The organism is Flavobacterium ranwuense (assembly GCF_004349315.1).
Lineage (GTDB): Bacteria > Bacteroidota > Bacteroidia > Flavobacteriales > Flavobacteriaceae > Flavobacterium > Flavobacterium ranwuense.
Genome location: NZ_SMLH01000006.1, coordinates 150687 through 164285 on the forward strand (window position 1 = coordinate 150687; position 13599 = coordinate 164285).

Annotated in this window: 12 protein-coding genes; 7 read left to right on the forward strand and 5 right to left on the reverse strand. The window is 34.9% G+C overall.

Features of this window, described 5'->3' with window-relative positions; translation table 11 throughout:
* Nucleotide 1 precedes the first annotated feature (1 nt).
* From E0I61_RS11575 to E0I61_RS11600, 6 genes are all read left to right on the forward strand, one after another.
* Nucleotides 2-1459: a RagB/SusD family nutrient uptake outer membrane protein gene (locus E0I61_RS11575; RefSeq protein ID WP_132071574.1), complete on the forward strand. Its 1458-nt coding sequence runs from the start codon at nt 2-4 to the stop codon at nt 1457-1459.
* A gap of 13 nt (nt 1460-1472) precedes the next feature.
* Complete coding sequence (locus tag E0I61_RS11580; RefSeq protein WP_235832120.1) at nt 1473-2375, forward strand: LamG domain-containing protein; 903 nt, start codon at nt 1473-1475, stop codon at nt 2373-2375.
* Between the two features lie 75 nt (nt 2376-2450).
* Complete coding sequence (locus E0I61_RS11585; RefSeq protein WP_132071578.1) at nt 2451-3836, forward strand: glucoamylase family protein; 1386 nt, start codon at nt 2451-2453, stop codon at nt 3834-3836.
* A gap of 13 nt (nt 3837-3849) precedes the next feature.
* A complete protein-coding gene (locus E0I61_RS11590) occupies nt 3850-4551 on the forward strand; it encodes a carboxylesterase family protein (RefSeq protein ID WP_132071580.1) in 702 nt (233 codons plus the stop codon).
* A 1-nt stretch (nt 4552) separates the two neighbouring features.
* On the forward strand, nt 4553-6853 hold the full coding sequence (gene bglX / locus E0I61_RS11595; protein ID WP_132071582.1) for a beta-glucosidase BglX: 2301 nt from the start codon (nt 4553-4555) through the stop codon (nt 6851-6853).
* Nucleotides 6854-7085: 232 nt separating this feature from the next.
* On the forward strand, nt 7086-8480 hold the full coding sequence (locus tag E0I61_RS11600) for a M28 family peptidase (RefSeq protein ID WP_132071584.1): 1395 nt from the start codon (nt 7086-7088) through the stop codon (nt 8478-8480).
* Nucleotides 8481-8602: 122 nt separating this feature from the next.
* Here E0I61_RS11600 and E0I61_RS11605 read toward each other — a convergent pair whose 3' ends face one another.
* From E0I61_RS11605 to E0I61_RS11625, 5 genes are all read right to left on the reverse strand, one after another.
* On the reverse strand, nt 8603-9097 hold the full coding sequence (locus tag E0I61_RS11605; RefSeq protein ID WP_132071586.1) for an SRPBCC family protein: 495 nt from the start codon (nt 9095-9097) through the stop codon (nt 8603-8605).
* Nucleotides 9098-9163: 66 nt separating this feature from the next.
* On the reverse strand, nt 9164-10255 hold the full coding sequence (locus tag E0I61_RS11610) for a PAS domain-containing sensor histidine kinase (protein WP_132071588.1): 1092 nt from the start codon (nt 10253-10255) through the stop codon (nt 9164-9166).
* A 249-nt stretch (nt 10256-10504) separates the two neighbouring features.
* A complete protein-coding gene (locus E0I61_RS11615; RefSeq protein WP_131997070.1) occupies nt 10505-11350 on the reverse strand; it encodes a hypothetical protein in 846 nt (281 codons plus the stop codon).
* Between the two features lie 18 nt (nt 11351-11368).
* Nucleotides 11369-12187, reverse strand: a complete 819-nt coding sequence (gene kdsA / locus E0I61_RS11620) for a 3-deoxy-8-phosphooctulonate synthase (protein ID WP_132071590.1) — start codon at nt 12185-12187, stop codon at nt 11369-11371.
* Between the two features lie 201 nt (nt 12188-12388).
* On the reverse strand, nt 12389-12838 hold the full coding sequence (locus E0I61_RS11625) for a 2-dehydro-3-deoxyphosphooctonate aldolase (protein ID WP_131997076.1): 450 nt from the start codon (nt 12836-12838) through the stop codon (nt 12389-12391).
* A gap of 195 nt (nt 12839-13033) precedes the next feature.
* Between E0I61_RS11625 and E0I61_RS11630 the strand changes: the two genes are divergently transcribed.
* Nucleotides 13034-13594 carry a YeeE/YedE family protein gene (locus E0I61_RS11630; RefSeq protein WP_131997079.1) on the forward strand — a complete coding sequence of 187 codons (561 nt, stop codon included), beginning with the start codon at nt 13034-13036 and terminating at the stop codon, nt 13592-13594.
* The last annotated feature ends 5 nt before the right edge of the window (nt 13595-13599 follow it).

Genomic DNA, 13599 nt, shown 5'->3' on the forward strand with positions numbered 1-13599 from the left:
AATGAAAAAGATATATATATCAATTTTTGCGCTATCCGCATACTTTTTCTCTGGATGTTCAAATGACTATTTAGATGTAGATCAAACAGAATCTATTTCTACAAAAGACATTGAATTATTCAATAATGATGCAGGAGCAGCCACTTTTGTAACAGCAATCTACAGTAAGTTTTTAGATTGGAACATGACTTCATTTTCTTGGATTGGGTTGTCAAGTATTGCTTCTGATGATGCTGACAAAGGATCGTCTCCAGGAGATACAGGTTCAGATAAAGATTTAATGGACGCCTTAACGTATAATGCTTCAACGCCGTCAACTAGTGAGATTTTTGCCGCTAATTACGAAGGAATTAACAGATGCAATCAAGCATTAAGTATTATCCCACAATTAGACAAAGCAGATCCTGCTTTACGAGCAAGATTATTGGGAGAAGCTAAGTTTTTGAGAGCTTTCATGTATTTCACTTTGGTAAAAACCTATGGTGGTGTTCCAATTATTGATCATTTACCAAATCCTTCATCCGAAGAAGACAGAATTATGCAATTAACGCGTAAATCAAGCGCAGAAGTATATGCTTATATCGAAAGTGATTTGAATGATGCTATTGCGGCATTGCCAAGCAAATCAGAATATGCTGCTGCTGAAAAAGGACGAGCTTCAAAAGGAGCTGCTTACGCTTTATTGGCAAAAATAAATTTATACCAAAAAAACTGGCAGAAAGTTGTAGACAACTGTAATTTGGTTACAGGATATACTATTGTTTCAGATTATGCTTCTATGTATAAATTAGCAGGAGAGAATGATGCTGAATCTATTTTTGAAATCCAAGGTACAGGTTCTGTGCCAGCCAAAGGAATTTCTGGATATTCTAATACACAAGGTGCTCGAGGTGCCGGTGGTTGGGGTTGGGGTTTCAATACACCATCTCAAAGTTTAGTAAATGCTTATGAAACAGGTGATGTCAGAAAAAATGCCACTATCATTTTTGCAGGAACTACATTGTATGACGGCAGAGTTGTACCATTAACTGTTGAAAATCCGAGATACAATTATAAAGCGTATTCTTCTGCTTTTACAGATGGTTGGGAAACCGATGTGAATATCAAATATTTGAGATATGCTGAGGTGTTATTAATGAAAGCCGAAGCACTAAACGAATTGAATCAAACTCCAGCGGCGATTCCTTTGTTGAATCAAATCAGAACAAGAGCCGGATTAGGCAACACAACTGCTGTTTCTCAAGCAGATGTGAGAATTGCAATTTGGAAAGAAAGAAGAGTAGAAATGGCATTCGAGCACGATAGATTTTTTGATTTAGTGCGTACAGGACAAGCAGTAGCTGCATTTGCTATTCATGGAAAAACATTTGTTGCTGGTAAACATGAATTGTTTCCATTGCCACAAGCTTTCATTACACAAGCAGGCGGATTGTCAATTCAAAATCCTCTTTATAATTAAAAAAAATAGTAAAATGAAAAAAAATAAATATATTTTCTTATTTGCTTCTGTTTTGGCTTCACAATTTTTTGTGAGCTGTAACGAGGATAGTATAGATAAAGTTAATGCCCCAATTGCTTATGAAGCAATTGGCGGGTATGAAAGTTCAGAGGATATTGCTGCCGCTAATTTAGTTACTAAATTTAGTTTTGAAAACAGTATTGCAGATTCAAAAAGTGGAATAACTGGTGGAGTAGGGACAAATGTAACTTATGGAAAGGGAATCAAAGGAATGGCTTATAAAGGGTCGTCAAGTTCTTTTATTGCTTACAGTGCAGTAGCAAGTTCTTTGGTCGATGTAAAAAGCATTACCGTTTCTATGTGGATCAATACAAATCCACACACAGGAGGAGCACAATCATTATTTATGTTGCCAAAAACAACAGATTTTTGGGGGAATATTTTCTCATTGGTTGAAGGTACAGGTCCAGCAACAACGATGTTAGTAAAAAATCACGTTCAAAAAGATGTAATGCCGAGTATTGCATGGTCTGGTCAGTTTATTGAGCATGCTGGTACTAACGTTTTAACGAATATGTTTGGAAAATGGACACATGTTGTATGGACCTATAGTGGAGCTAGTTCTACATACAGCATGTACATTGATGGAAAAAAACTTGATTTACCTGCTTCAATTGCTAAGAGATATGCAAGTGACCCTCTTGCTGGAGGTGTTGGTTATGGTGATCTTGCCAATTCGAATGTTTCAAAATTCATTATTGGAGGATTTCAACAGCATTTAGGTGCTCCATGGGGCGCTCCTGATGGTTGGATGTTGAATTATACAGGTATGATGGATGAGTTCAGAATATATAATGCTGCACTTTCTGATAATGAAGTTGTCGCTTTATATAAATTAGAAAAAGACAACAGATAACAGCTTTTTATACACCTAGTTTTCTGAAAAAAAACTAGGTGTTTTTTCAATTATTAATACTTTTATTTTATAAAAATGAAAAAGTACTTATACGGACTAATTTTTTTGAATCTTTTTATTTCTTGTTCATCTTCATCTCCTGAAGGAAAAGGTGGAGGTACTCCCTTACCAACGAGTCCGACAGTGCCAACAGTTCCTTTAACGGATACCGAAGCGATGGATCAAGTCCAAAAAGATGCTATCAAATATTTTTGGGAATATGCCGAAACCAATTCGAAATTGGCACGGGAACGTTACCTTACTGAAGATCCTAGTTTTGAAGCTAGTATTATTACAACTGGAGGTTCCGGATTTGGTTTAATGACACTTATTGTAGGTGTGGAACGAGGTTTTGTACCAAGAGTCGAAGCCGTTTCTCGTCTTACAACGGCAATGACTTTTTTGGAAAATGCAGAACGTTTTCATGGTGCATGGCCTCATTGGATAAATGGAACAACAGGAAAAGTAATTCCTTTTGGGACAAAAGATAATGGTGGAGATATTGTTGAAACTTCTTTTTTATGCCAAGGATTGTTAACCGTTAGAGAATATTTTAAAAACGGAAACACGGCAGAAAAAGCATTGGCTGCCAAAGCAGATAATTTATGGAAAGGCGTAGAGTGGGATTGGTACACAAAAGGAGAAAATGCCATGTATTGGCACTGGTCTCCTAACTATGGTTGGGAAATGAATTTTAAACTGGAAGGTTATAACGAATGTTTGATTACCTATATTATGGGTGCAGCTTCTCCAACACATCCAATTCCTGCAACAGCATATCATCAAGCTTGGGCTCGTAATGGTGCAATTAAAAATGGAAGTTCTCAATATGGTATACCGGTTGTTTTCAATTATAACGGTGCAACAGGAAACGTAGGGCCTTTATTTTGGGCACAATATTCGTATTTGGGAATAGATCCAAGAGGATTAACGGATGCGTATGCAAATTATTGGACAGTGGCACAAAATCATTCTAAAATCATTAACCAATATTGCATAGCCAATCCAAAACAATGGACAGGTTATTCCGATAAATGTTGGGGACTTACAGCAAGTTATACCAGGAATCCTGATGGTACTACTGGATATACAGCTCATCAACCGCTGAATGATACAGGAGTAATTACGCCTACAGCGGCTTTGTCTTCTTTCCCATTTACACCTGTAGAAAGCATGAAGTTTTTACATTATCTATACGATGAAAAAAAGAGTACTTTAGTTGGAATTGCGGGACCTTATGATGCTTTTTCTCCGCATTATAATTGGGTAACACCACGATATTTAGCTATTGACCAAGGAACAATTGTTCCCATGATTGAAAATCATCGTACCGGATTGATTTGGAAATTATTTATGCAAGCACCAGAGGTAAAAGTGGGGCTAAAAACATTAGGTTTTTCGTCCACTCAATATGGATTTTAAAATGAATTCTTTGATGAAAGGCAAATTAACAATAGTAATGTTATTGTTTTCCATAGCTTCTCTTGCACAAAGAGATGTAATTGGTACAATAAAAACCGAAATCGTACAAAAACGCGAATTAGCTTTTGCTTTACACATTCCAAAGAATACTAAAGAAAAAAAGCCTCTGATTATTTTTCTACACGGTTCTGGTGAAAAAGGAACTGATATCGAAAAAGTAAAAGTGCATGGACCATTCAAGTATTTGAAAAGTCATGAATTAGATGCGTATGTTCTTGCGCCACAATGTCCGGAGAATGAATATTGGGATGAAGAAGTATTGTATCGTTTGATTTTAAAAATTCAAAAAGAGAACAACATTGATAGCAGTAGAATTTATCTCACAGGTCTTAGTATGGGAGCATGGGGCGCTTGGAATTTAGCTTTTGCACATCCTGAAACCTTTGCGACTTTAGTACCTATTGCAGGATTTGTGGATAGAGTTCCGATGATAGAAAACTGTAAAATCGCAGCCATTCCAACTCGAATTTTTCACGGTTTACTGGATGATGTGGTAGATGTAGAGTATTCGATTGTGATGTATAAAAAATTAAAAACCTGTAATACTAATGTTACGCTAACGATTTTTGATGATGCAAATCACGATAGTTGGACAAGAGTATATGACAACCAAGAAATTTATGATTGGATGTTTAAACAAACAAAAAACAGATAAAATGAAAATTAAACTTATTATACTCCTTATTGGCTTTTCACTTTTTGGCTACAGCCAAAAAAAGACAACTAAAAAGACAGTTACAATTAAACCTAAAACGGAATTCGTAGCAGAGTTACTTTCGAAAATGACTTTGGAAGAGAAAATAGGTCAATTAAACTTGCCCACTTCGGGTGATATTACAACTGGTGCTGCCAGTAGCTCTAATGTAGCTAAAAATATCGAAGAAGGTAAAGTTGGTGGTTTATTCAACATCAAATCAGTTCAGAAAATAAAAGAAGTACAGAAGATAGCTGTCGAAAAAAGCCGGTTGAAAATTCCGTTGCTTTTTGGAATGGACGTCATTCACGGGTATGAAACAACATTCCCTATTCCGCTTGGATTATCTTGTACTTGGGACATGAAATTGATTGAACGCAGTGCTCAAATTGCAGCTCAGGAAGCCAGTGCCGATGGGATTAACTGGACTTTTTCCCCAATGGTTGATATTTCGCGTGATCCGCGTTGGGGCAGAGTTTCTGAAGGTTCCGGTGAAGATCCATTTTTGGGAAGCCAAATTGCAAAAGCAATGGTACATGGATACCAGCAAGATGATTTGTCAAAGAATAACACCATTTTATCCTGTGTGAAACATTTTGCCTTGTATGGTGCACCGGAAGCGGGACGCGATTACAATACTGTTGATATGAGCCGAATAAGAATGTACAATGATTATTTTCCTCCATACAAAGCGGCTGTTGATGCTGGTGTTGGTTCGGTTATGGCATCTTTCAATGAAATTGATGGAATTCCTGCAACCGGAAATAAATGGTTAATGACTGATGTATTGAGAAAGCAATGGGGCTTTAAAGGTTTTGTGGTTACTGATTTTACAGGAATTCCTGAAATGATAGCACACGGAATGGGTGATTTGCAAACGGTATCTGCTTTGGCTCTAAATGCCGGAGTCGAAATGGATATGGTGGGCGAAGGCTTCCTTAGCACTTTAAAGAAATCATTGGATGAGAAAAAGGTAAGCATCGAGCAAATTGATAATGCAGCTCGTCTTATTTTGAATGCCAAATATGATTTGGGATTGTTCCATGACCCATATAAATATTGTGATGAAAAAAGAGCTAAAACGGAAATTTTCACAAAAAGCCACAGAGCTGAAGCAAGAGCTATTGCTGCACAGTCTTTGGTTTTGCTAAAGAATAAAAATCAGTTGCTTCCTTTGAAAAAATCTGGAACAGTTGCCGTTATTGGACCATTGGCTGATGCCAAAGAAAATATGGCGGGTACTTGGAGCGTGGCTACCAATATGGATAAATCCATTTCATTAATAGCAGGGATCAAAGAAGTTGCCGGTGATGCTACAAATGTGCTTTACGCCAAAGGGAGTAATTTAGATTATGATACAGCTTTCGAAGAAAAAGCAACCATGTTTGGAAAAACACTGCACCGTGATAATAGAACTTCAGCAGAATTATTGGCAGAAGCCTTGAAAATCGCCAATCAATCGGATGTAATTGTTGCGGCTTTAGGTGAATCAGCCGAAATGTCAGGAGAAAGCAGCAGCCGAACTAATTTAGAGATTCCTCAAGCGCAAAAAGACTTATTACAAGCATTATTGAAAACGGGAAAACCGGTTGTGTTGGTTTTATTTACGGGTCGTCCATTGGTTTTAGTTCAGGAAAATGAAACTGTTCCAGCAATATTAAATACATGGTTTGCAGGAAGCGAAGCAGGAAGTGCTATTGCTGACGTTTTGTTTGGAAATGAAAATCCTTCCGGTAAATTAACGGCTACTTTTCCTAGAAGTGTAGGGCAGGTGCCTATTTATTACAATCAAAAAAATACAGGAAGACCACTTGCTAACAAAGAAGGAAAGTTTGAAAAATTCAGGTCTAATTATATTGACGAAAGAAATGAGCCTTTATATCCTTTTGGTTTTGGATTGAGCTATACCACTTTTGGATATTCAAATTTGAAAATTTCATCAGATAAAATGAATTTCAACGAAAAATTAATGGTTACTGTTGACGTTACAAATACTGGAAATTTTGATGGTAAAGAAGTAGTTCAATTGTATATAAGGGATTTAGTTGGTTCAGTTACAAGACCTTTAAAAGAATTGAAAGGATTCCAAAAAGTAGCCATTAAAAAAGGAGAAAAACAAACGGTAACTTTCGAAATTTCTGTTGAAGAACTAAAATTCTATAATTCTGATTTACAATTTATTGCTGAACCGGGCGCTTTTCAAGCTTTTGTAGGTACGGATTCCAGCACTGACAATAAAGTTGATTTTGCGTTGATTAAGTAGATTTTGGTTAGTTTATTTATGATCAGCCCTTCGGTATTTATATCGGAGGGTTTTTTTATAAAAAGCGTATTTTCTAAAAGCGACACGATGATCAACGGCTTTTATTTACTTTTATAGATTGAAAAACAACAAGCATAATTTTTTTTGAATGTGGCGTTAAATATTCATTAAGAATCACGAAATTGCCGTTCCTATTGAAACCAAAAAATTCAAACCATCACCGTATTAAATTATGAGAAAATCAATTTTATGTGTTGCACTATTCCTTAACGGAATTATTCTTTTTGCACAAACCAATGAGGAACAAACCTTGAAGGAAATTTACAAATCATCCTTGACCAATGCCAAATGTTATCCCTGGCTGGACCATTTATCCAATAAAATTGGCTCTCGATTATCGGGTTCAATCGGGGCAGAAAAGGCGGTGCTTTATACCAAAGCGCAATTAGAAACACTAGGATTAGACAGAGTCTATCTTCAGGAAGTGATGGTGCCAAAATGGGTTAGAGGCGAAAAAGAAACCGCTTATATAGTAGATAATAGAACTAAAATAAACGTTCCTATTTGCGCTTTGGGAGGCTCTGTAGCAACTTCAAAAAATGGACTTACTGCCGAAGTAATTGAAGTACGCAGCATCAAAGAATTAACAGATTTAGGAGTAGCAAAAATAAAAGGAAAAATAGTTTTCTTCAACCGACCGATGGAGGATGCGCAGATCGAATCTTTTAATGCTTATGGCGGAGCTGGTGATCAAAGATATGCTGGCGCTAAAGAAGCATCAAAATTTGGTGCCGTGGGAACAATAGTACGTTCTTTGAATTTGCGTTTGGATGATCTTCCGCATACCGGAGCACAAAGTTATGGAGATATACCAAAATCACAATACATTCCTGCGGCAGCTATTAGTACCAATGGAGCAGAATTGTTGAGCAAAACTTTAAAAAGCAACCCGAATTTAAAATTCTATTTCAAGCAATCCTGTAAGCAATTTGACGATGTTTTATCCTATAATGTCATTGGCGAAATAAAAGGAAGCGAACATCCTGAAAATATTATGGTCGTGGGCGGGCATCTTGATTCTTGGGATTTAGCCGATGGTTCCCATGATGATGGAGCAGGCGTGGTGCAAAGTATGGAGGTGGTGAATATCTTTAAAAATTTAGGCTATAAACCAAAAAATACCCTGCGTGTGGTACTTTTTATGAATGAAGAAAATGGACTAAGAGGAGGATTGAAATATGAAGAATTAGCTCAAGCCAACAAAGAAAACCACATTTTTGCTTTAGAAAGTGATTCAGGTGGATTCAGTCCAAGAGGATTTTCTCTTGAAGCAGACGATGCTAATTTTAATAAAATTCAAAGTTGGAAAAACCTATTTGAACCTTATTTAATTCATAGTTTTACTAAAGGGCACAGTGGTTCAGATATTGGTCCATTAACGTCTAAAACCATTGTGAAAGCAGGATTAAAACCAGATTCACAACGCTATTTTGATTATCATCATGCTGCAAATGATACTTTTGATGCCATCAATAAAAGAGAATTAGAATTAGGGGCGGCAACAATGGCTTCATTGCTGTATCTGATAGATCAGAATGGTATTGTAAATACTGTTAAAGCTCAATAAATTTTTCAATATTTGTATTATCAATCTTTTAATAAAGGCAAAAAAACTACAAGTTATAAGCTTGTAGTTTTTTTATGTTCATTGGGTGGAGTTATGCGATGACATGCACACTTTATTTTATCCTAACTATTAATCATTCCTTTCAGATTAGGATTTTTATTTCTTAGATCCAATCCTCCTTCATAAACAGATTTTAGGTTTAGTAGAAAAAATGACCAACCTGAATCACATCCAAGCCGGATGTTTTCCTTTGAGCTGTCATCTGTCGGAATATTTTTCTGAGTTAATTCAACTATTATATAATCGTCTTGAGTTGAAAATTTAATGTCGACTAAACAGTCTCCAGCAAATGAAAATTGAATAAAATCTTCGCCATTTGTGTTCGTTATTTTTCCTTTTTCAACTCCATCATATAAATACCAATGCCATTCATAGGTAAAACCTTTTTCAATAGGTGTGTTTTTATCAACAAGGTTTTTGTTTGCATCGAAATACTTAGCATTGCTTAAAAACCACTTTTCTATTTCCGCAGCTTTTGTCCAAGCAGCATACATTTCAGGAAGAGTTGATTTTACCGCAATTTGTCTGGTAAATGTTGTCCAATCAAAGTTTTTCATAGCCTTTACAAATTTAGTTAATGATGTTTTTATAATTGCCTTTGGGTATAAGTAAAGATACTACATTCAATATCTAAAAGAAATAGTGAATGTAGCACCTTCATTTATTTTACTTTCAACCACAATTCGACCCCCTAAACTAGTGATGTGATTGTAGACTAGATACAATCCTATACCGTTACTGTCAATGTTATTGTGAAATTTTTCATATAAACCAAAAATCTTATCTTTCACTTTATCCATATCAAAACCAAGTCCATTATCAGAAAAAATTAATTGGTTGATTCCATTTATTTTCTGTGATTTAATGTTAATAACAGGCGAAATATGGGGTTTTGAGTACTTAATCGAATTAGTTAATAAATTCAGAAAAATACTTTTAATGTATGCCTTGTTAAAAGCAACATTTTCAAATGCTGAAAAATCAACATGAATAATTGCTTTTGAATCGCGTACCAAGGAATTGATGGATACAAGGACTTCAGCAAGTGATTCATTTAAATTTATTTCTTCAATTTGAGTATTTATGTTCTCATTTTCAACTAATTCGTCAATCGAATCGTTTAAAGTTTGTTTTAAATTTTCGCTGGTTAATTTAAGGATGTTAATCAATTCCAATGTTTCCGGATCATTGATTTTAGAAACATCAATAAGACTAAAAACAGAAAGCATGTTATTAATAGGAGACTTTAAATCATGGGATGTTTTGTGAGATAAAACGGTAAGTTCCTTATTGATTTGTGTAAGATTTGTAAGGAGTAAATTTCGTTCTTCTTCTACTTTTTTCTTGTGAGTGATGTTCTTGGCAATAGCATAAACTAATTTTTCGGACTCGATAGGCATTGATGTCCATGATAGCCAAACAATGGCTCCGCTTTTAGTTAAATACCGGTTTTCAAAATTTAAAAGGGGCTTGTTCTTATATACTTGTTCTCTAGTTTCGATAGTAAGTTTAAGGTCTGGTGCGTACACAAAACTACTGATAGGTCTAGCATATAATTCCTCATCAGAAAACTCCAATAATTTTGAAACAGCGGGATTTATTCTCTTAAAATACCCATCAAATCCTGCAATACAAATAAAATCAGCTGAGATATTAAAAAAATTATCAAAGTGATAGATCCCTTCTGAATCAGGATTACTTTTTTTTACAGTCATTGAGTTTAAAAGTTATTTTTTATTCGGATTTTGGACAAATACAAATTTTATGAATTGTTTAATTTTATTATTTTAGATGAATAACATAATTTCAAATTTAGCTAATAATTACTTATAATAAAGCAATGGTATAAACAAATTTGTTATTTAAATTAACGTATCACCTTCATTAAAATATAAGGAATAGTTAAAAAAAACGAGGCTGTCATTATACAGACAGCCTCGTTTTTTTTATTATTTACACACTATTTATATTTTGAATATTCCTCCCACCGCAATGATTCTCTGAAAAAAGAAAAAATCTTGTGAGGCACTATCTTCAGTGCTTTGTGTAGTTCTAATATTTTGCATATTGATGTAACCTCCTTTAAGTTCTCCTTGTATGTAAAAATGCTTGAAAAAAGTAATGTTTAATCCCGCTTTTAAAGAAGTTCCGTAACCAGAAACATGAAAATCATCATGGCGTTCCTTTCCCAATAATGTTGTATTAGTTTTTGGATACAATAGACCAAAACCAACTCCTTCAGTTAAATTAACTTGAATTTTGTCTGTATTTTCAATTTTAAAAATAGAGGAAATATCATCATGTCTTGAAAATTCGGTGTTAACATAATTTAAACCGTCGGTGTGTTCATACATTAGAAACTCTTCAGTCAAAAGCACCTGATTGTTGGGCAATAACTCGTCATACGATCCTGGATTAGGATAATAGCCATCAATATTTACGGCTTTATCTTGCGTCATCACATATTTCATATGATCGACACCTATAGCAACGCTGTAATGATCATTTATAAAATACCCTAATTTAAAATTAGTTTGAGGAATGGTCATTCTGGATGGATTTATATAGTCTACATGCCATCCTTTTGGTTTGTCATGTGCTTGTACATTTTCTAAAGTAAAGTTGTAATCTTTACCACGAAAAGTTATATCAGATTTAGAATAACTGTCTCTGTTTCCGCCCCATGAGACAAAAAATTTCCCTTTGTTATGAGTGGTATATCGATCTTGTATTATTGTTTTTTCCTGTGCAATTGTAGTATTAGTGAATAGTATAATTAGGAATGCGGAATAAAAAAAAAAATGTTTCAATGAATTTGGGGCCTAAATTTAAAATGTATTTATTGTTTTTCTGATAGCTACTAATTTGGTCATTAAGGATTCGAAATAATCCAAATGCAACATATTGGCACCGTCACTTTTTGCATTGGCAGGATCAAAATGGGTTTCAATAAAAATTCCATCCACACCTACAGCAATACCTGCTTTAGCAATGGTTTCAATCATATCTGGTCTTCCGCCAGTTACACCAGCCGTTTGGTTGGGTTGTTGCAGTGAGTGTGTAACATCAAGAACAGTAGTGGCGTATTGTTGCATAGTAGGAATTCCTCTAAAATCAACAATCATGTCTTGGTAGCCAAACATGGTCCCTCTATCCGTAACCATCACGTTTTCATTGTCACAATCCAATACTTTTTGAACCGCATGTTTCATACTTTCGGGGCTCATGAATTGCCCTTTTTTCAAGTTGACCACTTTTCCGGTATTGGCAGCAGCCACTACTAAATCGGTTTGACGCACTAAAAAAGCTGGAATTTGCAATACATCAACATATTGAGCTGCCATATCTGCATCTTCATTCGTGTGAATGTCAGTAACAGTAGGAACTCCAAATGTTTCCGAAACTTTTCTAAGGATTTTTAATGCTTTTTCATCACCAATTCCTGAAAAACTGTCAATTCTGGAACGGTTTGCTTTCCTGAAAGAACCCTTAAAAACAAAAGGGATTTGTAAATTATCAGTAATACCAACTAATTTTTCAGCAATTCGCATTGCCATTTCTTCCCCTTCAATGGCACAAGGACCGGCTAGTAGAAAGAAATTACCACTGTCAGTATATTTGATTTGTGGAATATGTTGTAGGTTCATAATATGAATTATTTAGAAAGTGCAAAGGTAGTTATGATTTACGATTTACAATTTATGATTTGCAAATAATTTCTTGGATTAACTTTTTATTAGGAGCTTTTTCCTGCTGTACGTTGCAATCTCCCGAAAAAACTGGAGGATTTCCACTGCCATCAGGGCTAGGAGTTTGGTATATAAGGATGTTTTGGAATTCGAAGTCTATTATTTTTTCAATGAAAGTCCCACTGGAACCATCAATATTCCTTTTTCATAGATATTCAGGTAAAGCGTAATAGGTTTTTTCTGTCCTTTCCATTTTAATTCATAAACATCCAAAAATCCGGCACCTAATTCACTTCTTTTTGTTGGGAACGGGCAACAGTTTTCTAGTTTGGTAAACATAATTTTTTCGCCATTGGGTCCCGCTAAAGCATTCAAAAACCGATCTTGATTGATTGTTTCGTTTTTAGTGTTATTAAAGAAAATATTGATTGGATAATCTTTATCATAGCCATATTTTTTATCTTTACTATATTCAATAATCACAAAAGTATTGTCTTTTGAAAGGGTAAGATTGGGCGCATTATCATCTGTGTTTTTCAAAGTAGATTGTGTACTTGAGCAAGAAGCCATGCCAATTAGGAAAGCAATAAAAAGGATTGATTTTTTCATGTTTAGGGTAAATTTATCAGGTAAAATTTAAATAGCAATTACAATACCACGTAATTTAAACTATACAAATATAAACAGAACTTTAGACCTTCGTACGAGTTCCCGTAATAATTTGGGGATACACTTCTTAATCGAATGTAGCATTTCTTTCAAAATCTCGGAAAATGCTTCTTATCTTTACACAAAAAAAACAATATGAATGTTATTTTTCAAACATGGTCCTGGTACATTTCTGGGTTTTTGATTGGTATGATTATGCTTTCTTTGATTTATTTCGGAAAGTCTTTCGGAATGTCTTCTAATTTGCGTTCGCTGTGTTCAATGGCTGGTTTAGGAAAACGAGTAGCCTTTTTTGATTTTGATTGGAAAGCACAACGCTGGAATTTAGTAGTCGTTCTTGGAGCTATGTTAGGTGGTTTTGTTGCCGTGCATTTTATGGGTGATGCTTCAAATGTGGATATTAATCCTAAAACAATTGCGCAATTAGCACAACTGGGTATTGAAGCTCCAAACGGGAAATTAATGCCGGATGCTCTTTTTGGAACCGCTATTTTAGAATCTCCAAAAAGTATTTTCATACTGATTATCGGTGGCGTTTTGATTGGTTTTGGCTCTCGTTATGCTGGTGGTTGTACTTCTGGACATGCCATTTCAGGCTTAAGCAATTTACAACTTCCTTCTTTGAAAGCTGTTATTGGGTTTTTCATTGGTGGATTAATAATGGCACATTTTTTATTGCCATTAATTTTAAAATAAGAATT